The sequence below is a fragment of the Paracoccus sp. SSJ genome (assembly GCF_030234105.1).
Classification (GTDB): Bacteria; Pseudomonadota; Alphaproteobacteria; order Rhodobacterales; family Rhodobacteraceae; genus Paracoccus; species Paracoccus denitrificans.
This window is the reverse complement of sequence record NZ_JASSPE010000009.1, coordinates 135,525-161,234: the sequence shown is the minus strand read 5'-3', so window position 1 is coordinate 161,234 and position 25,710 is coordinate 135,525. Positions and strand designations below refer to the sequence as shown.

Annotated in this window: 34 protein-coding genes; 28 read left to right on the top strand and 6 right to left on the bottom strand. The window is 66.3% G+C overall.

The annotated features are described in order from the left end of the window. The first annotated feature begins 218 nt into the window (after positions 1-218). From QPR87_RS12315 to QPR87_RS12305, 3 genes are all read left to right on the top strand, one after another. Positions 219-422 carry a hypothetical protein gene (locus QPR87_RS12315; RefSeq protein ID WP_017998427.1) on the top strand — a complete coding sequence of 68 codons (204 nt, stop codon included), beginning with the start codon at positions 219-221 and terminating at the stop codon, positions 420-422. A 99-nt stretch (positions 423-521) separates the two neighbouring features. Then, complete coding sequence (locus QPR87_RS12310; protein WP_017998426.1) at positions 522-734, top strand: hypothetical protein; 213 nt, start codon at positions 522-524, stop codon at positions 732-734. A 79-nt stretch (positions 735-813) separates the two neighbouring features. Further along, a complete protein-coding gene (locus tag QPR87_RS12305; RefSeq protein ID WP_017998425.1) occupies positions 814-1,080 on the top strand; it encodes a hypothetical protein in 267 nt (88 codons plus the stop codon). 110 nt (positions 1,081-1,190) lie between these two features. Here QPR87_RS12305 and QPR87_RS12300 read toward each other — a convergent pair whose 3' ends face one another. Further along, positions 1,191-1,448: a helix-turn-helix domain-containing protein gene (locus QPR87_RS12300; RefSeq protein WP_017998424.1), complete on the bottom strand. Its 258-nt coding sequence runs from the start codon at positions 1,446-1,448 to the stop codon at positions 1,191-1,193. A gap of 237 nt (positions 1,449-1,685) precedes the next feature. On the opposite strand from QPR87_RS12300, the gene QPR87_RS12295 reads away from it, so the two are divergent. The 4 genes from QPR87_RS12295 to QPR87_RS12280 all read left to right on the top strand — a co-directional run bounded on the left by QPR87_RS12295 (position 1,686) and on the right by QPR87_RS12280 (position 3,851). Next, positions 1,686-1,946, top strand: coding sequence for a DNA -binding domain-containing protein (locus QPR87_RS12295; RefSeq protein WP_024845688.1), 261 nt, complete (start codon positions 1,686-1,688; stop codon positions 1,944-1,946). A gap of 124 nt (positions 1,947-2,070) precedes the next feature. Then, a complete protein-coding gene (locus QPR87_RS12290) occupies positions 2,071-2,379 on the top strand; it encodes a transcriptional regulator domain-containing protein (protein WP_333484224.1) in 309 nt (102 codons plus the stop codon). Then, positions 2,297-2,848, top strand: coding sequence for a DUF2285 domain-containing protein (locus QPR87_RS12285; protein WP_285049689.1), 552 nt, complete (start codon positions 2,297-2,299; stop codon positions 2,846-2,848). Before QPR87_RS12290 ends, QPR87_RS12285 begins: the two co-directional genes overlap by 83 nt. A 103-nt stretch (positions 2,849-2,951) precedes the next feature. Next, positions 2,952-3,851 carry a DMT family transporter gene (locus tag QPR87_RS12280; RefSeq protein WP_028714423.1) on the top strand — a complete coding sequence of 300 codons (900 nt, stop codon included), beginning with the start codon at positions 2,952-2,954 and terminating at the stop codon, positions 3,849-3,851. A gap of 183 nt (positions 3,852-4,034) precedes the next feature. Here the strand turns inward: QPR87_RS12280 and QPR87_RS12275 are convergent, their stop codons facing one another. Both QPR87_RS12275 and QPR87_RS12270 read right to left on the bottom strand, forming a co-directional pair. Next, complete coding sequence (locus QPR87_RS12275; protein WP_072462948.1) at positions 4,035-4,433, bottom strand: type II toxin-antitoxin system VapC family toxin; 399 nt, start codon at positions 4,431-4,433, stop codon at positions 4,035-4,037. Continuing rightward, positions 4,430-4,669, bottom strand: a complete 240-nt coding sequence (locus tag QPR87_RS12270; protein WP_017998419.1) for an AbrB/MazE/SpoVT family DNA-binding domain-containing protein — start codon at positions 4,667-4,669, stop codon at positions 4,430-4,432. The genes QPR87_RS12275 and QPR87_RS12270 overlap by 4 nt, the downstream gene beginning before the upstream one ends. A gap of 202 nt (positions 4,670-4,871) precedes the next feature. Here QPR87_RS12270 and QPR87_RS12265 point away from each other — a divergent pair, with 202 nt between their 5' ends. From QPR87_RS12265 to QPR87_RS12210, 12 genes are all read left to right on the top strand, one after another. Continuing rightward, positions 4,872-5,153, top strand: a complete 282-nt coding sequence (locus QPR87_RS12265; RefSeq protein ID WP_011749445.1) for a helix-turn-helix transcriptional regulator — start codon at positions 4,872-4,874, stop codon at positions 5,151-5,153. 10 nt (positions 5,154-5,163) lie between these two features. After that, the gene (locus QPR87_RS12260) at positions 5,164-6,309 is read left to right on the top strand and encodes a replication initiator protein A (RefSeq protein ID WP_285049688.1); all 1,146 of its coding nucleotides are present in this window, start codon (positions 5,164-5,166) and stop codon (positions 6,307-6,309) included. Positions 6,310-6,445: 136 nt separating this feature from the next. Then, entirely contained in the window at positions 6,446-6,961 is a 516-nt protein-coding gene (locus QPR87_RS12255; RefSeq protein ID WP_017998417.1) for a DUF2840 domain-containing protein, read from the top strand. After that, positions 6,958-8,292, top strand: a complete 1,335-nt coding sequence (locus QPR87_RS12250) for a DNA cytosine methyltransferase (protein ID WP_285049687.1) — start codon at positions 6,958-6,960, stop codon at positions 8,290-8,292. The genes QPR87_RS12255 and QPR87_RS12250 overlap by 4 nt, the downstream gene beginning before the upstream one ends. Next, positions 8,289-8,891, top strand: coding sequence for a S26 family signal peptidase (locus QPR87_RS12245; RefSeq protein WP_104494138.1), 603 nt, complete (start codon positions 8,289-8,291; stop codon positions 8,889-8,891). Before QPR87_RS12250 ends, QPR87_RS12245 begins: the two co-directional genes overlap by 4 nt. Beyond that, positions 8,891-9,226, top strand: a complete 336-nt coding sequence (locus QPR87_RS12240; protein WP_017998413.1) for a DUF736 domain-containing protein — start codon at positions 8,891-8,893, stop codon at positions 9,224-9,226. The genes QPR87_RS12245 and QPR87_RS12240 overlap by 1 nt, the downstream gene beginning before the upstream one ends. Before the next feature lie 93 nt (positions 9,227-9,319). After that, positions 9,320-10,048, top strand: coding sequence for a lytic transglycosylase domain-containing protein (locus QPR87_RS12235; protein WP_502921612.1), 729 nt, complete (start codon positions 9,320-9,322; stop codon positions 10,046-10,048). Positions 10,049-10,097: 49 nt separating this feature from the next. After that, a complete protein-coding gene (locus QPR87_RS12230) occupies positions 10,098-10,679 on the top strand; it encodes a hypothetical protein (RefSeq protein WP_285049685.1) in 582 nt (193 codons plus the stop codon). Further along, entirely contained in the window at positions 10,676-10,933 is a 258-nt protein-coding gene (locus QPR87_RS12225; protein ID WP_285049684.1) for a hypothetical protein, read from the top strand. Before QPR87_RS12230 ends, QPR87_RS12225 begins: the two co-directional genes overlap by 4 nt. Next, positions 10,930-12,723 carry a relaxase/mobilization nuclease domain-containing protein gene (locus QPR87_RS12220; RefSeq protein WP_285049683.1) on the top strand — a complete coding sequence of 598 codons (1,794 nt, stop codon included), beginning with the start codon at positions 10,930-10,932 and terminating at the stop codon, positions 12,721-12,723. Before QPR87_RS12225 ends, QPR87_RS12220 begins: the two co-directional genes overlap by 4 nt. A gap of 32 nt (positions 12,724-12,755) precedes the next feature. Further along, a complete protein-coding gene (locus QPR87_RS12215; protein WP_074991008.1) occupies positions 12,756-14,756 on the top strand; it encodes a conjugal transfer protein TraG in 2,001 nt (666 codons plus the stop codon). A 13-nt stretch (positions 14,757-14,769) separates the two neighbouring features. Further along, positions 14,770-15,219, top strand: a complete 450-nt coding sequence (locus QPR87_RS12210; RefSeq protein WP_017998408.1) for a ribbon-helix-helix domain-containing protein — start codon at positions 14,770-14,772, stop codon at positions 15,217-15,219. A 183-nt stretch (positions 15,220-15,402) separates the two neighbouring features. On the opposite strand, the gene QPR87_RS12205 is transcribed toward QPR87_RS12210, so the two are convergent. Both QPR87_RS12205 and QPR87_RS12200 read right to left on the bottom strand, forming a co-directional pair. Beyond that, positions 15,403-15,780, bottom strand: a complete 378-nt coding sequence (locus QPR87_RS12205; RefSeq protein WP_072462940.1) for a hypothetical protein — start codon at positions 15,778-15,780, stop codon at positions 15,403-15,405. A gap of 336 nt (positions 15,781-16,116) precedes the next feature. Continuing rightward, on the bottom strand, positions 16,117-16,515 hold the full coding sequence (locus tag QPR87_RS12200) for a type II toxin-antitoxin system VapC family toxin (RefSeq protein WP_285049682.1): 399 nt from the start codon (positions 16,513-16,515) through the stop codon (positions 16,117-16,119). A 35-nt stretch (positions 16,516-16,550) separates the two neighbouring features. Here QPR87_RS12200 and QPR87_RS12195 point away from each other — a divergent pair. After that, a protein-coding gene (locus QPR87_RS12195; protein ID WP_152988090.1) for an IS3 family transposase occupies positions 16,551-17,677 on the top strand; the annotation gives its coding sequence in 2 pieces (ribosomal slippage) (positions 16,551-16,815 and positions 16,815-17,677; 1,128 coding nt in all). A gap of 94 nt (positions 17,678-17,771) precedes the next feature. On the opposite strand, the gene QPR87_RS12190 is transcribed toward QPR87_RS12195, so the two are convergent. Next, positions 17,772-18,035, bottom strand: coding sequence for a FitA-like ribbon-helix-helix domain-containing protein (locus tag QPR87_RS12190; RefSeq protein WP_072462938.1), 264 nt, complete (start codon positions 18,033-18,035; stop codon positions 17,772-17,774). A gap of 326 nt (positions 18,036-18,361) precedes the next feature. Here QPR87_RS12190 and trbB point away from each other — a divergent pair, with 326 nt between their 5' ends. Genes trbB through trbF form a run of 8 tightly spaced genes read left to right on the top strand, consistent with a single transcriptional unit; the run spans position 18,362 to position 25,688 of the window. After that, complete coding sequence (gene trbB, locus QPR87_RS12185) at positions 18,362-19,318, top strand: P-type conjugative transfer ATPase TrbB (RefSeq protein ID WP_425355731.1); 957 nt, start codon at positions 18,362-18,364, stop codon at positions 19,316-19,318. Next, on the top strand, positions 19,315-19,647 hold the full coding sequence (locus tag QPR87_RS12180) for a TrbC/VirB2 family type IV secretion system protein (RefSeq protein ID WP_072462936.1): 333 nt from the start codon (positions 19,315-19,317) through the stop codon (positions 19,645-19,647). The genes trbB and QPR87_RS12180 overlap by 4 nt, the downstream gene beginning before the upstream one ends. Beyond that, entirely contained in the window at positions 19,647-19,928 is a 282-nt protein-coding gene (locus QPR87_RS12175) for a VirB3 family type IV secretion system protein (RefSeq protein ID WP_072462935.1), read from the top strand. The genes QPR87_RS12180 and QPR87_RS12175 overlap by 1 nt, the downstream gene beginning before the upstream one ends. A gap of 12 nt (positions 19,929-19,940) precedes the next feature. Further along, positions 19,941-22,574 (top strand): conjugal transfer protein TrbE, encoded by a 2,634-nt coding sequence (trbE, locus tag QPR87_RS12170; RefSeq protein ID WP_285049681.1) that lies wholly within the window; start codon positions 19,941-19,943, stop codon positions 22,572-22,574. Next, positions 22,571-23,356 (top strand): P-type conjugative transfer protein TrbJ, encoded by a 786-nt coding sequence (gene trbJ, locus QPR87_RS12165; RefSeq protein ID WP_181820543.1) that lies wholly within the window; start codon positions 22,571-22,573, stop codon positions 23,354-23,356. The genes trbE and trbJ overlap by 4 nt, the downstream gene beginning before the upstream one ends. A 20-nt stretch (positions 23,357-23,376) precedes the next feature. Next, the gene (trbK-alt, locus tag QPR87_RS12160; RefSeq protein ID WP_072462932.1) at positions 23,377-23,673 is read left to right on the top strand and encodes a putative entry exclusion protein TrbK-alt; all 297 of its coding nucleotides are present in this window, start codon (positions 23,377-23,379) and stop codon (positions 23,671-23,673) included. Between the two features lie 6 nt (positions 23,674-23,679). After that, entirely contained in the window at positions 23,680-25,005 is a 1,326-nt protein-coding gene (gene trbL, locus QPR87_RS12155) for a P-type conjugative transfer protein TrbL (protein WP_072462931.1), read from the top strand. Beyond that, complete coding sequence (gene trbF / locus QPR87_RS12150; protein ID WP_285049680.1) at positions 25,002-25,688, top strand: conjugal transfer protein TrbF; 687 nt, start codon at positions 25,002-25,004, stop codon at positions 25,686-25,688. Before trbL ends, trbF begins: the two co-directional genes overlap by 4 nt. The last annotated feature ends 22 nt before the right edge of the window (positions 25,689-25,710 follow it).

The following is a 25,710-nucleotide window of genomic DNA, read 5'->3' as shown; positions in this document are numbered from 1 at the left end:
CGTTTCGGCGGCTGCGGAAGAAAGTTGAAATGCCGATAACTGACTGAAAATAATGGAGAAAACGCCACAATCGGCTTGCGTTAGCGCCTTGTTTTTGCTAAACTATTCGTAAGGCACCAACATGGTCGCCAGCCACCGGTGCCATGCTCCCCGCAATGCGGGGCCGGGGTGGTGGAAGGGGCCGGATGGATCGGTCCCGGAAACCGGAGACAAGCCCGATGCATACCGCGACATTCGAGATCAACATCCCCGGCAACCCCCTGGCGAGCCGCATCCATCTCGAGGACATCGAGATGGGCATGGACGCCGATACCGGGGTCAAGGCCCGCGCCAGCCGCGACAGCATGACCCTGACGGTCATTGTCCGCGCAACCGACGCCCCTGACACCGCCAACTGGCTTCAGAAGGCAGGCTTGATCTGACCCCACCGACGGAAGCGCACAGCCCCAGGCGGAAACGCCCGAGGGGTCGGGGCAGCAGAAGCGCCCGGATCGGACCGGGGCACAGATCGGAGAGCGACCATGAACCACCCGACCACCGTGACCGAACTGATGGCCGAAGCCGCCAACGCCCTGATCCGCCGCGACCCGCACCGGCTCGAGGAACTGGAGCGGATCACCCGAGGATGGATGCAGACCTCCGACGAGGAACTGGCCCAGATCATCCTCCTGCAGGCGATGACCGAAGCCGCCGACCTCCTCCTCGATACCCCGAGCGAGATCGAAAGCGCCTGATGCCGCCGGCGCCGACAATCTGGCCCCGCCGTCGCGGGGCTTGCGGCAGCAGGAAACCACCCCACCGGGAGAAACGGACATGACCACAGCCGAACTGACCGCCCGCCGCCTCGCCAATGCCGCGACCCTCGCCACCGCCTTTGCCGAGGGCCGATTCCGCAAGGTAACGGTGCAGGAAGCATGGGGCCTCGGATGGGACGCCGAGGCCGACGAGCCGGAGATTTTCACCGAAGGCGGGTTGCACGCGATCCTGAGCGCCGATCGTACCGAGATCCAGATGATGGCCGACGATGAAGGCGAATGCTGGACCATCCAGATCGCGAGCGGAGAGTTTTGCCCCGCTTGACCCTCCACCGGGACCAGAGATCCCGCCGAGGCAAATTGACTTGCGGGCTCATGCGTCCGGCTTGTGCGGCAGGCAGGTGCCCGCTGGAAACGCAGCGGCGTCGCTCCGGGCTACTTGTCTGGCTTTGGCGGCTCCGCAGATGGCAGCCGTTTGCCTTCCGCAGGCCGCTTAAGCAGGTCGGATGCTTCCATTTCCAGGACCGAGGCCAGGCGATCCACGACATCGATGCTGGCGCCGTAAACGCGGCGCTCCAGTGAGCTGATATAGGTTCGATCGATATCCGCCCGATGCGCGAGCTCTTCCTGCGACAAGCCTCTGGCTTGCCGCGCCGCCCGCAGATTGTGCGCGAATATCTCCCGAATCTTCATCACCAACAGATCGGTGACTTGATGAGCATTCAACCACGGAGTATTCTCTACAAATCGGATGCCGAGGTGTTTGCTCCGATGTGCAGGCATTCGGAGTGGCGCCCGGTGACTGTGCCTGATTAACGATGCGGAGCAGGATCCGTCGCGTGGAACACGGTTTGTTGTGGAACGTGGCCCGGCATGGAATAGTGCTGCTGCGAGAAAACATCGCGATCACCGCCCGGACGGGAGAGGGATGTGACGGAAAAAGACTATCTGGAGGATGTGCCGACCGGCCCGGAACTGACCGATTACGACCGCCGGCACCAGAAGCTCTATATGCGGCTGCACGATTCCGCTGACGACGGAGCGGACTGGCGCGAAGCCGTCCAGATCCTCTTCGGTCTCGATCCAGAGCGCGAGCCGGAACGGGCGCGCAGGATCTACGACAGCCATCTCGCCCGTGCGCGCTGGATGAAAAAAGACGGCTACAAGCTGCTGTTGCGCGACGGCCGCTGATCGCAAGTAGAAATCCGCCGATTTGCCTCTGCCGCACCCTTCCTTGCCCGGCAGGGGGTATTAGCGCAGACAAAAACTTCCAACCCTTGGCTGAACGCGCGAGAACTGGCTTCAACCTTGGGGTATGGATATGAAACCCGACCTGTCGAAGTGGCGATCCTCGCCGAGCTACGATTTCGTTGACGAAGTTGCAGCGCCCGATCTCGCCTGGGAATGGCTGCGGCGCAACGAGGACTATCAGCAGGACTATCGCGCCGTCGCGCGGCAAGAGGCAATGGATGCGCCGGGCATCCTTCGGTTCCGGAATCGCTGGGGGCTTACGTTTCCCGGTTCGGCCGGGACTGTCCTGCGTGGATACGCCGGTCTACTGGCTGCCGTCCTGCGAGACCGGCAGCCTGGTGCTGGATGCGCTACCCTCCGTTCTGCCTGCTGAGGGCAACCTGGTCGACCTTCTCGCGGTGAAGGATGTCAGGATAGCCGATGGCACATATTTCCGTTGCGACATCGGCGGCGGCCGGAGCCTGCATCTCTTGCGGCTGGCGGGCGTCGATGCGGATGCGCCGCTGGCCGTCGTCATTCCGCTCGACGCCGATGGGCTCGACCGGATCGAGGCCGCCACGCGCCTCCTCTGCTTTCTCATGCGGCGGAGCGTGCCGCCGGACCGGCGCTTGACCGAACGCCAGCGCCAACGGGCACGTCAAATGCTGCAGGCCATCGACGGGCGCATGAGCGGGGCGAGCTATCGCGACATCGCCTGCGCGATCTACGGCACTGACCGGGTCCACGCAGAGGCCTGGAAGACGTCAGCCCTGCGCGATGCCGTCATGGGCTTCGTCAGGGACGCCCGCGCGATGATCGGCGGCGGCTATCGCCGCTTGCTGCGGCGGCGCCGGCGGAAGTAGCTGTCGGGGCTGTCGGGATGGTGGCCTTCCAATCCTTCGCGCAACGTCGCAAGGTCTGCCCCGGGCCAGATGCCCGCCTCAATTCCGCTTCCCGAGAACGATCATGACCAATACGCCGGATTTGCTACGACTGATCGCGACAGTCTTCATCGCGGTGACCTGCGTGGTCATCGGGGATACGGCGGGCAAACTGCTGACCGGCGGGGGCGTCGATCCGTTCATCGTGGCATGGTCGCGGTTTCTGCTGGCCGCGCTGATGCTGCTTCCCTTCAGCGGATTGACCAGGCAGGAACTGCCGGCCTTGCTGACCTGGCGCGTCCTGCTGAGGGCGGGGTTCATCGTCTGCGGGATATGCTGCATCCTGACGGCCCTGAAGACGGAACCGATCGCCAATGTCTTCGGAGCCTTCTTCGTCGGCCCGGTCGTGTCCTATGTCCTGGCGATCCTGTTCCTGGGTGAACGGCCATCGACGCAGAGAAGCCTCTTGCTGGCGATCGGCTTCGCCGGCGTGATGCTTGTCGTCAAGCCGGGTTTCGGCAGTTCCGTCGGCATGGCTTTCGCCCTGGCGGCGGGGACGTTCTACGGCGCCTATCTGGTCATGACCCGTACCCTGGCGGGAACATTCCGGCCGCGCTTCCTGCTGATCTCGCAACTGTTGATCGGCGCTGTCGTCTTGACGCCCTTCGGCCTGCAAGCCGATTTTCCCGCGCCGGACATGCTCCTGCTTGCGCTTCTTCTGGTCAGCGCCGTCGGCTCGGCCCTGGGCAACTTCCTGCTGGTCACGGCCAGCAGGAAGGCCGAGGCCAGCCTGATCGCGCCCCTGGTCTACAGCCAGTTGATTTCGGCCACGGCACTGGGGATCGTCGTCTTCGGCGATTGGCCCGATCTCGTATCACTGGCGGGGCTGGTGTTGATCGCGATCTCGGGGCTGGGCTCGCTGCTGGTTCACCAGCGTGCGGGTAGGGGGCGCCTATCGACCCCGCCTTGCCCGCGCACGCCGTGATGTCGCTGGACGTCTGGAACCGCCCGCATGGAACCTCGGTAATCCTGCGTCGTCGGAAGGACGCGCGGTCCCGCCGTCTTCCGCAGGCGCCTTTGCGCGATCAATCCGAAACAGTTCGGGCTTGAATGAACCCTCCGGCGGCAACGCCCTCCTCGTTGGGGCGGCTGGGCTTGCCGCTGCCTGTCAGGATTCGAACAGCCGCATGCCGGCATGGCTGGCGGCGCCGCGGTCGAAGGTCACGGTTTCGCTGCAGCCCGCCAGCCGCCCGCCATGCGCGATCAGCGCATCCGCGAAATCCGCCTTGGTGGCGCGATAGGTGGCCAGCGCCAGATAACCGGCCTCCGTGTGCTCCACGATCAACTCGCGCGACCGCAGCAGCACCTCCACGGCATCGGCGATGGCCTCGCGCGTCATCCGATAGGCACGCGTCAGCACCCAGACGGTTTCCACCAGCACCACCTGCGAAACGAAGCCGGGCTCTTCCGGCGTAAAGCCCTCGACGATCTCCGTGGCGATGGCCGCCTGTGCGGCGTCGTCCTGCGCCAGATAGCGCACCAGCACATTGGTATCGATGCCGATCATGCGCCGGTCGCTTCGCCCAGGATCGCCGCCTGCATGTCCTCGAGGCTCACCGGCTTGTCGGGCCGCGGCACGATGCCCTTCAGCGCGCGGATCGAATGCGAGGCGGGCACGACCGCGTAATGGCCGTCGTCCATGCGCACGAAATCCACCCGGTCGCCGGGCGTCAGGCCCATGTCGAGGCGGACCTTCTGCGGGATGGTGATCTGGCCCTTCGAGGTGATGGTCGCCGTCGGCATCGGAGCGGTCCTTTCTGTCGGTAAGGATACAAGTAAGGATGACATAGCATCACGTCAAGCTTCGTGGTCTGGGAGGCAGCCAGGGGGGTGAGAATTAGTCACCCCCAACTTCGCACTCCCTGCGGCCGTTTCTTCTTCGTCACCCTGTCCTCCATACGCCGCTGCCCGCCAGCGGCCCCGCGAACCGCACGGAGGCCCGACGATGAAGCCCGATCTTACCGACCTGCCGCCGCGCTTCCTGCGCACACCGGAAGCCGCGTATTTCCTCGGCCTCTCCGGCCGGACGTTGGAAAAACACCGCAGCTTCGGCACCGGCCCGGTCTTCCACAAGCTCGGCGGCCGCGTGGTCTATGCCGTCGACGACCTGCAGGCCTGGGCCGAGCGCGGCGCCGTCACCTCGACCTCCGATCCGCGCGGCACGGTGCTGCCCGCCAAGCGCCATGCCGTGGCGCCGCCGGCCCATGCCGGCCGCTACCGGCGCTGAGGGGGCAGCGATGAGAACGTCCCGCCGCACCCGTCTTTCCGGCGAGCGCCGCCGCCTCAGCCCCTTCGTGGTGACGGGCACGGGCGGCGAGGTCCGCCCGCGCGATCAGCGCGATCTGATGGAACGTCCGTTCTTCTCGCTCGCAAAGACCAAGCGCCTGACGCCCATTCACTATGAATCCGGCGGTGTCCAGGTCCATGTCCAGGGCTTTCCCGAGCACGGCATGGCGACCATCTGGGATGCCGACGTGCTGATCTGGGCCGCCAGCCAGATCGTCGATGCCGAGAACGCCGGGCTGCAAACCTCGCGCTTCCTGCGTTTCACCCCCTACCAGCTCCTGACCGCCATCGGCCGCCAGACCGGCGCCCGCGACTATCGCCTGCTGAAAGGCACGTTGGCGCGGCTGCAGTCGACGGTGATCCGGACCACGATCCGGCATGGCGAGCACTGGCGCCGACACCAATTCTCCTGGATCGGCGAGTGGGAAGAGATGACGACAGCCGGGGGCCGGGTCGAGGGCATGGAATTCGTGCTGCCCGAGTGGTTCTATCGCGGCGTGCTCGACCGCTCGCTGGTGCTGACCATCGACCCGGCCTATTTCCGGCTCAAGGGCGGCATCGAGCGCTGGCTCTACCGCGTGGCCCGCAAGCATGCCGGCCGTCAGCCGCAGGGCTGGTGCTTCGATATCCTGCATCTGCATGCGAAGTCGGGCAGTCTGGCCAAGCCCGCCGATTTTGCCTGCGACATTCGCCGCATCGCTGCCCGCCAGTCTCTGCCCGGATACCGGCTGCGGATCGAGCGCGTCGATCACGTCGAGATGCTGCGGATCCTTCCTGCGAGTTATCCACAGTCGCCTGTGGATAACTCGGTGAGCGGTATCGGGACTTCGGGCGTCGAAACTGTGGGCGGTATCGGGACTTCGGGCGTCGAAACTGTGGGCGGTATCGGGACTTCAGGCGTGCCGATATCGGGACTTCGGGCGTGCCAGGGGCAGTCAAGCCTTTGGTCCGACGAACGGAATCCGGCCCGTAACTTATCTAACTTAAAAGACTCTAACATGGTAGGGGCGCGCCGGGCGGTGGATAACCCCCGCTCGGGCGCCGATACGGCCCCTCATTCTCGGACCCGGCGCGGGTCGGAAGGGGACGGAGAATGACCCCGCTCGCGCATCCGCCGTCGTGCCCAGGAGCATGCATCCGCTTTTCACGACGATACCACGATCCGCTGCGAGCACCTACGATATCCTCCGCCCCGATGCGCTTGTCTGCCGATCGGATGTCGCGGTGGCCGTCATGACGGACAGGATCGTTCCATTCGGTGAAAATGGCCTTGAGACCGCAGAGAACCCCACCCTCACCCTTGTTGACCTGATCTGGCAAGAGAAGCGGGTCGAGCACTGGCTGCGCTTCGGACGACCCAGCTCCGAACACCGGATCGACAGCCAGCGCCGGACCCTCGGCTTCGCGCCCGGCAGCATCTTCGCGCTGGTGCGCTGGGCGGGCAACGAGTACGGCACCGTGGTCTCGCGTCTCGACATCCTGCGGGCCGTCGGGCCGCGCGAGCCGTTCCAGACGCTGCCCTGCGTCCGTCCGGGCGCCGAGATCCTGCTGCGGATCAGCGGCTGGCCGAAGGTCGAGCGGGTGCTGCAGGCGGTGGATGCCGTCGAGGCGCTGGGCATCGATCCCAGCACCGTCTCGCCCGAGCACTGGCGGCATGTCCACAACCGCATTGCGGCGGGAGAGCCGTTCCGCACCTACACCAGGGCCCAGCATGCCGCATGGCTGAAGCGCCGGAAGGTGGGCGTATGAGCGCCCGTCGCACCCACCTTTCCCTGCCGTTGCGCGTACTCGACCTGTTCAGCGGCGCCGCGGGCGGCTGGTCGCTCGGCCTGCATCGGGCGGGCTTTGTCACCATCGCCGCCTGCGAGATAATCGCATGGCGGCGCATCCTCCATTCGGAGAATTTCCCGCATGTCAGACTCTACGCCGATATCCGCGACCTCACGGCAGCTCGACTTGTTTCCGACCTCGGATGTTTGCCGGAGATCATCGTCGGCTCGCCGCCCTGCCAGGACATCAGCAGCGCCAACACGAAGGGCAAGGGCATCGAGGGCGAACGCTCGGGCCTCTACCTCGAAGCCGTCCGCCTGGTCGGAGAGTGCCGCCCTCGCTGGTTCGCTTTTGAGAACAGCAGCAATCTCCGAACTCGCGGTGCCGACCGGCTGCTCGATGCGCTGGAAGCGCTCGGCTACGCCTGCTGGCCGTGCGTGGTGGGTGCTGCGGATATCGGCGCCAACCACGTCCGCAAGCGGTCCTGGCTCATCGGCTGCGACCCGCAGCAGCTTGCCCACGCCCGTGTCGCAATCCCGGCAGGGCGGCTTGCGGATGGAGGGCGGATCGGCGGCACGGAAGGCGATGAAGGAGTCGGGTCTCTCCGACCTGTTCCGCAACCGTCCGCTGCCGACACCGATGGCCTCGGACGGGAAGAAGGACGGCGCCGGCGGCGGCGCGGGATCGACATATCCGCTGCGGATGATCCTCGCCACGCCGCGCAAGACGGATTCGGATCGGGGTGGCCGGGGCGATCTGCTGAGCCAGCTGCAGAGGCACAACAGCCGCCATGCGGGGATGCTACAGGCCCCCGAGATCCTGCCGACGCCGACCAAGCGGGACAGCCGCATGGACGGCTGGAGCCCGGCCTACGACCGCCGGAAATCCCCGACCATGGACGCGATGACCGACCGGGCGCCGGACAAATGGGCCGGGGCGCGGGCACTGGCGGCGATCTTGCGGAGCCATGGGCTGACTGGAACGGCGGCATTGCCCATCACCTACGCATGGATGATGGGGTTTCCGCCTGGCTGGCTCGCACGCGCCTTGCGCTCGGCAGTCGCAAGGGGACGTCTGCGGCGAGCCTGATCGTCGAGGCCTTCGGCGATGCGGTGGTGCCACAGATCCCCGAGGCCATCGGTCGCGCCATCCTGCGCACAGAAGCCGCGCTGAACGCGGTGCTCGGCGGCGCATCCCCGGATGACGCGGTCACCGTAGTCGAGGCATCCATCTGCGCAGACGGCGGTAGCGCCGGTGCGGATGGTCATGCACCTGCCGACGATCCTGCGGATCGCGGAGGCGCGTTATGACCCGTCGGATTCGCAACGGATATCTCACCGCGACTGGTCTCGCCGTGCTGGTGATCGGCGGCATTTCCGTCGCCGAGATCATACCGAGGCTGATCTGGAATGCCAGCGCCAGCTTGCCGCTCGGGCTCTATGCCGTTCAGCCAATCGGTGACCTGACCATTGGCGATCTGGTCGCGGTCACGCCGCCAGAACCGATCGCCCGGTTCATCGTGGCGCGCGGCTACGTCGGCCCCGGTGTGCCGCTGCTGAAGCGCGTCGCCGCGCTTTCCGGCACGCGCGTCTGCCGCACCGGCGCCACGATCATCGTCGACGACCAGGCTATCGGCGAAGCACGCGAGCGCGACCGCCTCGGCCGGCCGCTGCCCGTCTGGCAAGGCTGCCGGCTGGTCGGCGAGGGCGAGGTATTCCTCATGAACCGGGACACCGAGGACAGTCTCGACGGTCGCTATTTCGGCCCGCTCCCGCTCAGCAACGTCACCGCCCGCATCGTCCCGCTCTGGACCGATGCGGCGGGCTACGGCAGCTTCCGCCGGCCCATGGCCAGTGCGGAAGGCGGCTCCCAGAACCTCTCTCCAACTGCAACCGAAAGGACCAACTGATGCCACAGATCGGTGAATTCACCCGCACGCAATCGGGCTACGAGGGCCGCATCCGCACCGTGACCCTCGACCTCAACCTGGTCTTCGTGCCAACCCACAACGCCGATGTCGAGAAGGCTCCGGATTACCGCATCCATCTCGACGGCGAGGACGGCCCGGAGATCGGCGCCGGCTGGACCCAGAGCGGCGAGAAGGCCGGGACCTATATCTCGGTCGCCCTCGATGATCCGGTATTCGTGCAGCCGATCCGCGCCCGGCTGTTTCAGTCCGACGAGCAGGGTCGGACCTGGGGCCTGCACTGGTCGCGCCCGAGAAAGCGCGACGAGCGGGACTGAGACATGCGGATATCCGTCCATCACCTTGCAGACGGGCGGGCTGGCGCCGCCCGTCGTGCCGCAATCCTTGTTCTTTCCGGCCTGACCTTTGCCGTGCTGCCGGCTGCCGGCCCGCTGGCGCAGACCGTGCCGACGGTCGTGCAGGAAAGCCGCGATCTCTTCGCCGCCCATGTCGCGGAAGCCTCGCTGCGCTTCGGCATTCCGGCGCACTGGATCCGCGCCATCCGGCATATCGAAAGCCGGGGTAATCCGCAGGCCGTCTCGCCGAAGGGCGCCATGGGGCTGATGCAGATCATGCCGGAGACATGGGCGGCGCTGCGCGCGCGCCATGGTCTCGGCAATGATCCCTTCGATCCCCGCGACAACATTCTTGCCGGCGCCGCCTATCTGCGCGAGATGCACGACCGCTACGGCAATGTCGCCGCCATGCTGGCCGCCTACAATGCCGGTCCGGGGCGCTACGACGAGCACCTGGTCTCGGGCCGGACCCTGCCGGCCGAGACCCGCGCCTATGTCGCCGCGCTCGCGCCGATGCTCGGCGGCGAGCCGATGCCCGGCGCTGGTTTCGCTGCCATGCCGCCGCCCGACTGGCGCGTGGCTCCGCTCTTCGCCAGCAGCATGACCGGCGATCTGGATTCGGCACCACCCCAGCCCGGCGGTCTGTTTGTGCGCCGGTCCGCTGCAGAACCAGCGCTGTCCGATGGCGCAGTGGCTGCCGATCCGGAACCGCCTGCCGAACCGTTCGACACCGCTTCAGACGCCATCGCACCGCAATCCGACAACCTGTTCATCCGCCGATCCGACGCGGGAGCAGCGCAATGAAAAATCATTCCATTCGTTTCGCGATGCGCGCAGTTAGAGGGTCCAATCCATGAAGATCGCCTATGCGGACCCGCCCTATATCGGCTGCGCGCATCTCTACCGCGACCGGCCCGACTATGCTGGCGAGGTCGATCACGCGGCGCTGATCGCACGGCTCGAACGCGACTACGACGGCTGGATCCTGCATGCCGCCGCGACACCGCGTTCCATCGCCGTTCTCGCGCCGCTGGTCGAGCCGACCGGCGCCCGCTGGATGGCCTGGGTGAAGGGATTCGCCGCCTTCAAGCGCAACGTGCCGGTCGCCTGGGCCTGGGAGCCGGTGATCGTCAAACCCGCCCGCAAGCCCGTGGTCAGCAAGCGGCTGGTGCTGCGCGACTGGCTCCAGGAAAGCATCACCCTGCGCCGTGGATTGACCGGCGCCAAGCCCGAAGCCGTCTGCCACTGGTGCTTCGAGATGGTCGCCGCGCGGGCCGAGGACACACTCGATGACCTGTTTCCCGGCACCGGCGCGGTCACGGCGGCGTGGCATAGCTGGCAGCGGAAATTCACCCTGCCGGAGGATCGGTTTCCCGCTCTGCCGCCCCTGGATGGCGCCCGCCGTGGGCGATCCCGTCCGGGAGGCCCGTCATGAGCCCCGATCGCAGAAATCGCACTCTGGCGTATCCCAGCGAAGGAACGGGCGGCGCGGCCCTTGGAGCCACGCCGCCCTTGGGGCTATGGCAAGGTAAAAGCCCCGGCCCGTCAAAGACCTACGCCATTGACATGGCGGGTCTTTTTCGAGGCCGGTCGGACGGCGGCGGTGCCGCGTTTTTGGGGTTTTCACGCGATTTCAACGGTGTTTTTGGCACTGTTGCGCGGATCGCGGGGCAGGGAGGGCTGTCATGAGCAGCGACGACCGCGAATTCCGCATCCGTCCGGGCCGGCCGCGCTCGACCCGGGCACCGCGCAGCGGCAGCTTCGTCAATCAGGTGTTGCGCGCGACGCGGAAGGCGGGGCCGGTCCGAAAGGCGGGACCGGACGGGGGCTCGTCGTCCTCGGGACGACCCGTCCGCACCGGCCACTCGACCTTCGGGCGCGGGCGGGCGAGCTTCGGCCGCTCGCGGCTGTTCTCGCCGCAGCGCCGGGTGGTGGTGAAGGCGCGTGTGGTCCGGCACAAGGGGCGATCCTTCCGCTCCGCCCCGATGACGGCCCATCTCGCCTATCTCAAGCGCGAGGGCGTCCGCCGCGACGACAGCGACGGGCTGATGTTCGATGCCACCTCCGACGATGCCGACGATTCCGGTTTCGCGGAACGCTGCCAGGACGACCGGCATCATTTCCGTTTCATTGTCTCGCCCGAGGATGCGTCCGACATGACCGATCTGCGCGCCTTCACCCGCGATCTGGTGAAACAGATGCAGGCCGATCTCGGCACGAAGCTGGACTGGATCGCCGCCGATCACTGGAACACCGACAATCCGCATGTGCATCTGCTGGTCCGCGGCGCGGACGAGACCGGCAAGGATCTGGTCATCTCGCGCGACTATATCGGCTACGGCTTGCGCTCCCGCGCCGAGGATCTGGTCTCCCTCGAACTCGGCCCCAGGCAGGAGCACGAGATCCGCTTCGCCCTGGAACGCGAGGTGACGGCGGAACGTTGGACCCGGCTCGATGCCACGATCCGGCGCCAGGCCGACGAGATGGGATTCATCGACCTGCGCCTCGACGCCCCGATCCGGGGCGAACCCACCGGGCGCAGTCCCGAACCGCGGCGGTTGATGATCGGGCGGCTGCAACATCTGGAGAAGATGGGGCTCGCCACATCGGCCGGTCCCGGCGAATGGATGCTGGGGCTGGAGGTGGAGCGCACCCTGCGCGACCTGGGTCGGCGTGGCGACATCGTCAGCCGGATGCATCGGGCCTTCGCCGGGCGGGGCGAGGAACGGGGCGTTCTCGATTTTGTCACCGACAGCGGCCGGGACGGCCCGCCCGTCATCGGGAGGCTGGTCGATCTCGGGCTGCATGACGAGTTGACCGGCGAGGCCTATGCGGTGGTCGACGGTGTCGACGGCCGCGCCCATCATATCCGCCTGCGCGGGATCGAGGCCTTCGACCAGGCCCCGCCGCTCGGCGGCATCGTCGAGTTGCGCCGCTTCGGCGGGCCGGAGGATCCGAACCCGACGCTGTGGCTCGCCCATCGTTCCGATCTGGATCTGCAAAGCCAGATCGCCGCGCCGGGCGCCACCTGGCTCGATCACCGTCTGGTCGAGCGCCGGCCGATGCCGCTGGCCATGGGCGGTTTCGGCAAGGAGGTGCGCGAGGCGATGGATGCCCGCGCCGAGCATCTGGTCGGGGAAGGCCTCGCCCGGCGCGAGGGTGGGCGCATCCTGGTGCGGCGCCATCTGCTCGCCACCCTGCGCCGCCGCGAACTCGATGCGGTCGGTGCCGAGCTCGCCCGGAAAACCGGGCTGCGGCATGTGCAAGCCAGAGCTGGCGACAATGTCGCCGGCACCTGTGGCCGGCAGCTGTCCCTCTCGTCGGGCCGCTTCGCCGTCATCGACGACGGTCTGAGCTTCCAGCTGGTGCCCTGGTCGCGCGACCTCGAAGGCCAGATCGGCCGGCATGTCTCCGGCGTGGCGAAACCGGGCGACGGCATCGACTGGTCGCTGGGGCGCAGGCGCGACCTCGGGCTGTAACGCAAGAACCCTTGTTGAAAGGAGGTGTTTCCATGTCCGGCACGAAGATCCTCTGGGGCCAGATCAGCGTGGTCTTCCTGATCGTGCTGATCTTCGTCTGGTCCGGCACGCAATGGACGGCCTGGCGGCTCGGCTTCCAACCCCAGCTCGGGCCGCCCTGGTTCGAGGTCTGGGGCATTCCGGTCTATTACCCGCCGGCCCTGTTCTGGTGGTGGTATTTCTACGACGCCTATGCCCCGCGCATTTTTGTCGAGGGCGGTATCATCGCCGCCTCGGGCGGGTTCCTCGCCATCGGCATCGCCATCCTGATGTCGGTTTATCGGGCCCGCGAGGCTGCCGATGTCGACACCTATGGCTCGGCGCGCTGGGCTGGCCGCGCCGAGATCGAACGAGCAGGGCTGCTCGGTCTCGATGGGGTGGTGCTGGGCCGCTACGATCAGGGCTACCTGCGCCATGACGGGCCGGAGCATGTGCTCTGCTTCGCGCCGACCCGATCCGGCAAGGGCGTCGGGCTGGTGGTGCCGACGCTGCTGACCTGGCCCGGCTCGGCCATCGTCCATGACATCAAGGGCGAGAACTGGCAGCTGACCGCCGGGTTCAGGGCCAGGCATGGCCGGGTGCTGCTCTTCGATCCTACCAATGCGGCCTCGGCTGCCTACAATCCCTTGCTGGAGGTCCGCCGCGGCGAATGGGAGGTGCGCGACGTCCAGAACATCGCCGATATCCTGGTCGATCCCGAGGGCTCGCTGGAAAAGCGCAACCATTGGGAAAAGACCAGCCACGCGCTGCTGGTCGGCGTCATCCTGCATGTGCTCTATGCCGAGGAGGACAAGACCCTCGCGCGCGTCGCGGCTTTTCTCTCCGATCCGCGCCGCTCGATCGAAGCGACGCTGGCGGCGATGATGAAGACCCCGCATCTGGGCGAGGCCGGACCGCACCCGGTCATCGCCAGCGCCGCACGGGAACTGCTGAACAAATCCGAGAACGAACGCTCCGGCGTGCTGAGCACGGCGATGTCCTTCCTCGGCCTTTATCGCGACCCGGTCGTGGCGGCCGTGACATCGCATTGTGACTGGCGCATCGCCGATCTGATCGCGGGCGAGATGCCCTCGACGCTCTATCTGGTGGTGCCGCCCTCCGACATCTCGCGCACCAAGCCGCTGATCCGGCTGGTGCTGAACCAGATCGGCCGCAGGCTGACCGAGGATCTGCATGCGAAGGACCGCGGGCACCGGGTGCTGATGCTGCTCGACGAATTCCCGGCGCTGGGGCGGCTGGACTTCTTCGAATCCGCCCTGGCCTTCATGGCCGGCTATGGGCTGAAGGCTTTCCTGATCGCGCAGTCGCTGAACCAGATCGAGAAGGCCTATGGCCCGAACAACTCGATCCTCGACAACTGCCATGTCCGGGTCAGCTTCGCCACCAATGACGAACGCACCGCGAAGCGGGTCTCGGAAGCGCTCGGCACCGCCACCGAGATGAAGGCGATGAAGAACTATGCCGGCCATCGCCTCGCGCCCTGGCTCGGCCATATCATGGTCTCGCGCTCCGAGACCGCCCGGCCGCTGCTCACACCGGGCGAGGTGATGCAGCTGCCGCCGGAGGACGAGATCGTCATGGTCGCGGGCACTCCGCCGATCCGGGCCCGGAAGGCGCGCTACTATGCCGATCCGCGCTTCAGGGAGCGGATGCTGGCCCCGCCCGATCCGCGCGAGGTTGCTCCATCACCGCGACCAGACGACTGGACCGGGCTGAAGCCGCCGAAGCAGGCGGCGGATCGGGCAGGGGCCGGTGAAACGTCCAAGGCAAAACGCCAGGACAAGGCCAATTCCGGCCTGCGCCGCGAGCCGGAACTGCCCGAGCATGTCGAGATCGTCCACGAACGGAAGGAACCGTCGCCGGAGGACGAGTTCAGGCAGCTGCTCGGTGACGATCAGGCGGATGCCGCGCGCCAGCGCCAGGCGCTGCGCCGCAAGATGGCTGGTGTCGCCCGGCAGGCCTCGATGGATCCCGGCGACGATATTCCCATGTAAGGAGTCAAAAAACATGCGCCAACGACTGAACGTCTATTTCCCGCCCGCACTGCTGCGGCAGATCTCGGATCTCGCCGACAGCAGGAAGGTCTCGCGCTCGGCCATCGTCGAGGCCGCCGTCGCTTCCTTTCTCTCGCCCGACGATGCCGACCGGCGCGAGGCGGCCTTTACCCGCCGGCTCGACCGCATGTCGCGCCAGATCATGCGGCTCGAACGCGATGTCGGCCTCTGCGCCGAAACCCTGGCGCTCTTCGTCCGCTTCTGGCTGACCGTCACGCCGCCGGTCCCGGCCGAGGGCTACGCCGCCGCCCAGGCCAAGGGCCGCGAACGCTTCGAGGGCTTCGTCGAGACCCTCGGCCGCAGGCTGCAATCCGGCGAGAGCTTTCTCAAGGAGATACCGGAGGATGTCGCGGGGGCGGGGGATGAGCCGGCCAAACTCGACCCTGCCGAAGGGGCCGTATGACAACACTTTCTGTTCCGGCGGGGCGGTAGCCAGGACCGTTAAATGGCGAGGATTCTTATTCGAGGATCATTGCATCAAGAGCGGGAGCGTGTCGTTTCATCTCGAACACCCACCATGGCGGGCTCGCCGCTTCCCGCCAACACAGGCCTTTGTTTTGCGGGGAATTATTGCCATTGGGGATGGTTAAGGCGCGAGACGTTCCGCTAGCCTATCAATTTTCCCCTCATCGCCCGGCTCCATCGGGAGGACCTGGATAAGCACGTCCGTGAACCCCTCCTCGTGGAGGGCATAGATCCTATGCCGGCCGTCCATGACGTCGAAATCGTCCCCGCCCCTGAGACTCAGTTCCGTCGGCGTGACCTGGCCGCTAGTCCGGATGATGTTTTTCCAATGGGAAAGCTTTCCCGGTTTGAAGTCCGCATACTGACCAAGCCTTGCCTCCTTCGAAAGGGTCCAGCGATATGGATCCTCCCTCATCTTCTCGTCGATCTTTGCGATCGACGCCCAGAAGGTCTTCGCAGCCGGAAACTCAGCTTCGGTCCAGTGCGGGTATCGCGGCATCTGCTCCCCTTGAGAAAACGAACGTGGTCGGACAGCGTATGGTACGCCAGCCGGAGCGCAACCCTTGATTTCTTCCGCAGGCCCCTAACCTCCGAGAGGCTAGCAACGGTCAAATCCACGGGTAACAACTTACTGCCACAAGCACTCTCCCACGCCTCGCACTCCAGGGTTCCGGTTCGCCGGCTCATCCGAGGTATCGGCAAGGTCGCTTTTTCCCTCATTCGTGCGACCGCTAAAGGCTTTTCCCAGCGGCCCTCACGGGAGTTCCTTAGGTCAGAAAACTGACGGAAATATTCGGCATTTGACGAAAATGGCGGCCCGATACGGCTTCCGGGTTCATCTCGCCTCCTCCCATGGATTGATGACGGTGATGCCGGCAGCCAGGAACGGCGCGGTATCGCGCGTCGCGACGGTCAACTCGACGGCGGCGGCGATTGCGGCGATGAAGCCGTCCGCCTGGCCGATGATCGTTCCCCTGCCGCGCGCCTGCGCCATCAGGCTTGCGTAGCATTCCGAGGCTGCGAGACCGAAGGGCAGGATGCGGTCCTCGAACAGCGGCAGGATCTCTTTCTCGAAACGGGAATGCAGGCGGGCCTTGCGCTTGCCGTCGGGAAGCACAGCAATGCCGAACCGGATCTCGGCCACGGTGATGGCCGAAAGGTGCAGAGTCTCGATCGCCTGCTCATCGATCCAGCGGACGACTCTGGAGTGCCCCCACTGAAGTGGTCCACCCACTGGGATAGAAATATCCTGTTCAGGAGGACCATCAGATGGCAGGCAAGCGAGACAAACCGGAAGACATCGTTCTGAAGCTTCGACAGATTGAAGTGCTTCATGGACAGGGAATGGCAATTTCCGACGCGGTGCGGCAGATCGGCGTGACCGAGCCGACGTATTATCGCTGGCGCAAGCAGTATGGCGGCATGAACCGGGATCAGCTGAAGCGTCTCAAGGAGCTTGAGGCGGAGAACCAGCGGTTGCGGCGCGCGGTGTCAGATCTGACCTTGGACAAGATGATCCTGAGCGAGGCTGCACGGGGAAACTTCTAAGCCCTTCGCGCCGTCGCCAGTGCATTGACCATGTGCGGCAGGCGCTCGGCATATCCGAGCGCCGCGCCTGCCGCATCCTCGGGCAGCACCGCTCGACGCAACGCAAGGTTCCTTGCGGCGCCCCGGACGAAGAACGGCTGACGGAAGACATCATCACGCTCGCTCGCACCTACGGGCGATATGGCTATCGGATGATCACCGGATTGCTGAACAACGCCGGTTGGCATGTAAATCATAAACGCGTGGAACGGATATGGCGGCGTGAAGGGCTGAAGGTCCCGCAAAAGCAGGCAAAGAAGGGTCGGCTCTGGTTGAACGACGGGTCCTGCGTCCGTCTCCGGCCGGAGCACCCGAACCACGTCTGGTCCTATGATTTCGTTCAGGACCGGACACATGACGGACGGCTGTTTCGGACGCTCAATATCATCGACGAATTCACGAAGGAGGCGCTGGTGATCCGTGTAAACCGCAGGCTCAATTCCACCGACGTAATCGACGCCCTGACGGATCTGTTCATCTTGCGTGGCCCGCCTGCGTTCATAAGGTCCGACAATGGCGCGGAATTCATTGCCAAGAAGGTGCAGGGCTGGATCGGCGCAGTTGGTGCCAAGACCGCGTTCATCGAGCCGGGTTCACCCTGGGAGAACGGGTATTGCGAGAGCTTCAACGCTCGATTCCGCGACGAACTCCTGGATGCAGAAGTCTTCTATTCGCTCAGGGAGGCCCAGATCCTCATCGAGCGATGGCGCCGCCACTACAACACTGTCAGGCCGCACAGCTCCCTGGGATACCGCCCACCCGCACCGGAAGCCGTCATCCCAATAGACCAGCGGCCGACGATGCACTAACAATCAACCCGGACCACTCGGTGGGGGCAGTCCAACTCTCCGGCATCCGGCGCGTCCCGCATCGGTTCGGAGACCACATTCGTGTCGAGCAGGATCATTCGTCGAAATCGATCGGTCGGGCAGGGGTCCGGTCACGCCGGATCGCAGTCTCGAACAGGGCGTGCTCTTCCTTGCTCATCCGCGCTTCGCGGCCGATCTCGGCCAGCAGCGACCCCAGCCGGACGCGGTTCTGCGGTCGCGCTGCCTGTTCGAGGATGTCGCGCACTTCGGCCTCGGTACTGCGCCCATGCTGCGCCGCGCGCATCTTCAGCGCCCGATGCGTCTCGGCGGACAGATTGCGGATGGTGATGGCGGGCATGGCGATTGCGACTCCCGGAAACTGACATCATTGATATCGTCACTGAAAAAATGATGTCAAGGTTAGTGGCTGGTGATGCTGATCATACCGGAGTTGATTCGTCAGCCTGCCGCCACCTGCGCTGGTTTTCCCGAAAGGGCAAAACCGCCGTTTCCCTGTCTTTCTACGCCAGACTACGACGGCAGCTGAATAGCTGTTGCACTCTCTCGTTTTGAGGCTCTTTTAGTCGACCCCATCCGGGGCTTTCCTCTCGCCGCCCCGGTGGAACGGGGGACGGGATGGCAGGTTCGGACCACATCGAGGCAAGGGTGGAGCGCGGCGCCCGCATGCTCCGCACCGCGCTCGGGCCTGCCATCTCCGCCCTCTTGCGGGATCCCGATATCGTCGAGGTGATGCTGAACCCCGACGGGCGGCTCTGGATCGACCGGCTTTCCGAGGGTCTGAACGACACCGGCGAACGGCTGTCCCCTGCCGACGGCGAGCGGATCATCCGACTGGTCGCGCATCATGTCGGCGCCGAGGTCCATGCCCGGTCCCCACGCGTCTCGGCGGAACTGCCCGAGACAGGGGAACGCTTCGAAGGCCTGTTGCCGCCGGTGGTCGCCGCGCCGGCCTTCGCGATCCGCAAGCCCGCCGTGGCCGTGTTCACGCTCGACGACTATGTCACCGCCGGGATCATGAGCCGGATGCAGGCCGAGGCGCTGCGGCTTGGCGTTGTGACCCGCGCCAATATCCTCGTCGCCGGCGGCACCTCCACCGGCAAGACCACGCTGACGAATGCGCTGCTGGCCGAGGTGGTGAAGACGCTGGACCGCGTCGTCATCATCGAGGATACCCGCGAGCTGCAATGCGCCGCGCCGAATTTGGTGGCGATGCGCACAAAGGACGGCGTCGCGACGCTTTCCGATCTGGTCCGCTCATCGCTGCGATTGCGGCCCGACCGCATCCCGATCGGCGAGGTGCGCGGCGCCGAGGCGCTGGATCTGCTCAAGGCCTGGGGCACCGGCCATCCCGGCGGGATCGGCACCATCCATGCCGGATCGGGCATCGGAGCCCTGCGCCGCCTCGAACAGCTGATCCAGGAGGCCGTGGTCACCGTGCCACGGGCGCTGATCGCCGAGACCGTGGATCTGATCGCCGTTCTGGCCGGACGCGGCAGCAATCGCCGTCTCACCGAACTGGTCCGGGTCGAGGGCCTTCGGCCGGACGGCGAATACCGCATCGCACCCGTGATTCCCGACACCGAGACCGACACCCATCAAAACATCGGAGATTCTCCATGATCCGACCTGCATTGAAGCTTCCCCGCCGTATCGCGGCATCCGCCAGCTTCGCCTATGTCAGCCTTGTATTGGCGCCCGCCGCCCATGCCGCCGGTTCCTCGATGCCCTGGGAGGCGCCGCTGCAATCCATCCTCGATTCCGTCGAGGGACCGGTGGCCAAGATCGTGGCGGTGATCATCATTATCGTCACCGGCCTGACGCTGGCATTCGGCGATACCGGCGGCGGCTTTCGCCGGCTGATCCAGATCGTCTTCGGCATCTCCATCGCCTTCGCGGCCAGTTCGTTCTTCCTCAGTTTCTTCAGCTTCGGCGGCGGGGCCTTGGTCTGATGACGCAGGGCTTCGAGCAGCTTTCCGACGTACCGGGCTTTTCCGTCCCGGTGCATCGCGCCCTGACCGAGCCGATCCTGCTCGGCGGCGCGCCGAGAAGCATCGCCATCCTGAACGGCACCCTGGCCGGCGCCGTAGGTCTCGGCCTCCAGCTCTGGCTGGCCGGCATCCTGATCTGGGCGGTCGGTCACATCGCCGCCGTCTGGGCGGCGAAGCGCGACCCGCTCTTCGTCGAGGTTGGGCGCCGCCACCTGCGTCTCCCCGGCCATCTCTCGGTCTGACGGAGGTATGCGATGATGAATCTCGCCGAGTATCGCCGCACCGCTTCCCGCCTCGCCGACTTCCTGCCTTGGGCGGCGCTGGTCGCGCCGGGCGTGGTGCTGAACAAGGACGGTTCGTTCCAGCGCACGGCGAAATTCCGCGGCCCCGATCTGGATTCCGCCGTGGCCGCCGAACTGGTCGCGGTGGCGGGGCGGCTGAACAACGCCTTCCGCCGCCTCGGCTCGGGCTGGGCCATCTTCGTCGAGGCGCAGCGGTCCGAAGCCGCCACCTATCCCGACAGCCGCTTCCCCGATCCCGCCTCGGCGCTGGTCGATGCCGAGCGCAAGGCCGATTTCGAGCAGGAAGGCAGCCATTTCGTCTCGGACTATTTTCTCACCCTGCTCTGGCTGCCGCCGGCCGAAGAGGCGGCCCGCGCGGAAAGCTGGCTCTACGAGGGCCGCGAGACATCTGGGGTGAATCCCTGGGAACTGCTGCGCGGTTTCATCGACCGCAGCGACCGGGTGCTGGCGCTGCTCGACGGCTTCATGCCGGAATGCCGCTGGCTCGACGATCCAGAGACGCTGACCTATCTGCATTCCACCATCTCCACCAACCGGCAGCGCCTGCGCGTGCCGGAAGTGCCGATGCATCTCGACGCCCTGCTCGCCGACCAGCCGCTGACCGGCGGGCTGGAGCCGCGGCTCGGCGAGCAGCATCTGCGGGTGCTGACCATCACCGGCTTTCCGACCGCGACGACGCCCGGCATTCTCGACGAGCTGAACCGCATCGCCTTTCCGTACCGCTGGTCGACCCGCGCCATCCTTATCGACAAGACCGATGCGACGAAACTGCTGACGAAGATCCGGCGGCAATGGTTCGCCAAGCGCAAGAGCATCGCCGCCATCCTGAAGGAGGTGATGACCAGCGAGCCCGCGGCCCTGGTCGATACCGATGCCGCCAACAAGGCCGCCGACGCCGACATGGCCTTGCAGGAACTCGGCGCGGATGTGGCCGGCATGGGTTATGTCACCGCGACGATCACCGTCTGGGACGCGGACGCCAGCATCGCCGACGAGAAGCTGCGGCTGGTCGAGAAACTGGTGCAGGGCCACGACTTCACCGCGATGATCGAGACTGTGAACTCGGTGGACGCCTGGCTCGGCTCGCTACCGGGACATGCCTATGCCAATGTGCGCCAGCCGCCGATCAGCACTTTGAATCTCGCCCATATGGTGCCGTTGAGCGCCGTTTGGGCCGGCGAGGGGTCGGACGAGCATTTCGATGCACCCCCTTTGCTCTTTGGAAAGACCGAAGGCGCGACGCCGTTCCGCTTCTCGCTGCATGTCGGCGATGTCGGCCATACCCTCGTGGTCGGTCCGACCGGGGCGGGCAAGTCGGTGCTCTTGGCGCTGATGGCGCTGCAGTTCCGCCGCTACGAAAGATCGCAGATCTTTGCCTTCGATTTCGGCGGCTCGATCCGGGCGGCGGCGCTGGCCATGGGCGGCGACTGGCATGATCTCGGCGGCGGGTTGTCCGAGGATGCGGAGAATTCCGTCGCCCTGCAGCCGCTGGCCCGCATCGACGATGCGGCCGAACGGGCATGGGCGGCGGACTGGATTTCCGCCATCCTAATGCGCGAAGGCATCGCCATCACCCCAGAGGTGAAGGAGCATCTCTGGACAGCGCTGACCTCGCTGGCCTCGGCGCCGGTCGGAGAACGCACCATCACCGGCCTCGCGGTGCTGCTGCAATCCAACGATCTGAAGCAGGCGCTGCGCCCTTATTGCATCGGCGGTCCTTGGGGCCGGCTGCTCGACGCCGAGAGCGAGCATCTGGGCGCGGCCTCGGTGCAGGCCTTCGAGATCGAGGGCCTGGTCGGCACCGGCGCCGCGCCGGCGGTTCTGTCCTATCTCTTTCACCGCATCGGCGACCGGCTGGACGGGCGACCCACGTTGCTGATCATCGACGAGGGCTGGCTGGCGCTGGACGACGAGGGGTTTTCCGGCCAGCTGCGCGAATGGCTGAAGACGCTCAGGAAGAAGAACGCCTCGGTCGTCTTCGCCACGCAGTCGCTGTCGGATATCGACAATTCCGCCATCGCCCCGGCGATCATCGAGAGCTGCCCGACCCGGCTGCTGCTGCCCAACGAGCGTGCCGTTGAGCCGCAGATCACCGCGATCTATCGCCGCTTCGGCCTCAACGACCGCCAGATCGAGATCCTGGCGCGGGCGACGCCCAAGCGGGATTATTATTGCCAGTCCCGGCGTGGCAACCGGCTGTTCGAGCTGGGCCTCAGCGAAGTCGGTCTCGCGCTCTGCGCCGCATCCGCCAAATCCGATCAAACGCTGATCGGTCAGGTCCTCGCCGAACATGGACGTGACGGCTTCCTCTCCGCCTGGCTGCGCGACCGCGACGTGGACTGGGCCGCCGAGCTGATCCCGGACCTCGCCAATCTGGCGCCGGAAGCCACCGGCATGCCTGTATCTGAACCGATCAGTTCAGAAACGGCACGCACTGATCACGGGGCGGGACCGGACGATGCCGGGTTCACCGACGCGGAGACAGGACCTGCCGGTGACGCGGTCGCGCCCGGCGACGCCAAGGCAGCATCCACCCTCGCAGAGGCAGGACCAGAAACAAGCACAGAAAAGGAGACCGCGCCATGACGCGCAGACCATCCATGATCACCCGTTCCGTCAGCACCACGGCACTGGTCCTTGCGCTGGCGGCACCGCTGGCGCTGGCCCCGGTCCTGACTCCGCCAGCCCAAGCCTTCTTCGGCGGCTTCGGTCGCATTGTCTACGACCCGACCAACCATACCGAGAACCTGCTGACCGCGGCGCGCACGCTGGAGCAGATCAACAACCAGATCGCCTCGCTGCAGAACGAGGCGCGGATGCTGATCAACCAGGCCCGCGATCTCGCCAGCCTGCCGCATAGCTCGCTGCAGCAGCTGCAACAAAATGTCACCCGCACCCAGCAACTGCTGGACGAGGCCCAGAACATCGCCTTCGAGGTGCAAGAGGTCGACCAGGCGTTCGAGCAGGAATACGGCACGCCCGATCTCTCGATGTCCGAACAACAACTCCTGGCCGATGCCCGGACCCGCTGGAGCAACACCATGGGCGGGTTGCAGGACGCCATGCGCGTCCAGGCCGGCGTCACCAACAACATCGAGGCGCAGCGGGCCGAGATGGCGACGCTGGTCGAACAGAGCCAGGGTGCCACCGGTGCCTTGCAGGCCAGCCAGGCCGGCAACCAGCTGCTGGCCCTGCAATCGCAGCAGCTTTCCGATCTCACCGCGCTCCTCGCCGCCACCGGCCGCGCCGAGGCGCTCGCCGAGGCTGAGCGCGCGGCGGCCACCGAACAGGGCCGCATCCAGCGCGAACGCTTCCTGACGCCCGGCATCGGCTACCAGCCCGGCAATGCCCGGATGTTCAACAACTGAAGCCCCGAGGAGGCGCAATCATGGGAGGCAAGGCGATGGCCCGGCTCATTGCCATCCTGTTCCTGGCGATCGTCATGACCGTCACCCTGATCCGGATGGAACGGACCGGCGATCTGCCGCCGCTTCCCGGGCAGCAGAGCCAGTCGCAGCCGGAAGATCCGCTGCGCGAGGGCCAGCGCCGCTGCCAGCGGTTGGGCGAAGCGGCGGCGGACGATGCCGACTGCCTACACATCTGGGCCGAAACCCGCGATCGCTTCCTCGGGCGCAGTCCCAGCCCCGAGCCATCCCGCCCTGCCGTCTCCCCTGAAGCGGAGTGATCATCCATGGGCGGGTCTGGGGTCATCGACCATTTCCTGGCGGTCTTCACCAGCTATATCGACTCCGGCTTCGGCCTGCTGGGCGGCGAGGTCGCCTTCATCGCCACCACGCTGATCGTCATCGACGTGACCCTGGCCGCGCTGTTCTGGGCCTGGGGCGCCGAGGACGACATTCTGGCGCGCCTGGTCAAGAAGACCATCTTCGTCGGCGTCTTCGCCTGGCTGATCACCAACTGGAACAGCCTCGCCCGCATCGTTTTTGAGTCGTTCGCCGGGCTCGGGCTGATGGCCTCCGGCACCGGCTTCACCGCCGGCGATCTCATGCGCCCCGGCCGCGTCGCCCAGACCGGGCTCGATGCCGGCCGGCCGCTGCTGGAATCGATCTCCGACCTGATGGGCTGGGTCGCGGTCTTCGAGAACCTCCTCCAGATCCTCTGTCTGTTCTTCGCCTGGGCGCTGGTCATCCTCGCCTTCTTCATCCTCGCCGTGCAGCTCTTCGTCACCCTGATCGAATTTAAGCTCACCACGCTGGCGGGCTTCGTGCTGATCCCCTTCGGCCTCTTCGGCAAGACCGCCTTCATGGCCGAGCGCGTGCTGGGCAATGTCGTCTCGTCGGGCATCAAGGTTCTGGTGTTGGCGGTGATCATCGGCATCGGCTCGACGCTGTTTGGTGCGTTCACCAGCGGCTTCGGCGGCGTCGCCCCGACCGTGGACGACGCCATGGCCATCGTGCTGGCGGCGCTGTCCCTCTTGGGCCTCGGCATCTTCGGCCCCGGCATCGCGACCGGCCTGGTCTCCGGCGGTCCGCAGCTTGGGGCCGGGGCGGTCGCGGGGACAGGACTGGCCGTGGGCGGGGCGGCCATGGCCGCCGGTGGCGCCACGGTGCTCGGCGCGAAGGGCATCGCCGCGACCGCGCGCGGCGGGGCCGCCACGGCGGGCGCCGCCTCCGCCGCCTATACCCTGAACTCGGCCGGACAATCCGGGATCGACGGCGCCCTCTCCGGTGCCGCCGGCGTCGGCAAGGGCGCGGGCATCGCTGCCATGACCCCGCTGCGTCGGGCGGCGGCCAGTCTCAAGGCCAAGCGCGAAGCCGGCGTGAAGGCCGGTTTCACCAGCACCGGGGGATCGACCACGCAGGGCACGCTCGGTGGCCCCGCCGCTGATGCGGGTGGCGCAAACACCAGTGCCGGCGGCAATGCGCCCGCCTGGGCGCAGCGCATGCGCGGGCAGTCCCTTGGCCGGGGCGCGACCGTTGCCGCCCATGCCGTGCGCTCGGGCGACAGCCATGGTCCCGGGACATCCGTCTCCCTTTCCGAAAGCGACAAGCCATGAACCTGTTCAGACGTCCGACCACGCATTACGGCAAGACGCCGGAACCGGTCACGCCCTACCAGAAGGCCGCGCAAGTCTGGGACGAGCGCATCGGCTCCGCCCGGGTGCAGGCGCGGAACTGGCGGCTGATGGCCTTCGCCTGCCTGATCCTCGCCGCCGGTTTCGCCGGCGTCCTGGTCTGGCAATCGGCGCGCGGCACCGTCGTGCCCTGGGTGGTGCAGGTCGACGATCTCGGCCAGGCCCAGGCCGTCGCGCCTGCCGCGGCCGACTATCGCCCCACCGATCCGCAGATCGCCTGGCATCTCGGCCGCTTCATCGAGCAGGTCCGTTCGATTCCTGCCGATCCGGTGATCCTGCGGCAGAACTGGCTCCGCGCCTATGACTGGACCACCGATCGCGGCGCCGCGGCGCTGAACGACCATGCCCGCGGTAACGATCCCTTCTCGAAACTGGGCGAGCGGCAGGTCTCGGTCGAGGTCTCCTCGGTCATCCGCGCCTCGCCCGACAGCTTCCGGGTCGCCTGGACCGAGAAACGCTATGAGAACGGCCAGCTGTCATCCACCGAGCGCTGGACCGCGATCCTGACCGTGGTGATCCAGACGCCCCGCACCGCCGAGGTCCTGCGCGCCAATCCGCTCGGCATCTATGTCAATGCGATCTCATGGTCGCGGGAGTTGAGCTAATGACAATTGTTCTCACCGAAGG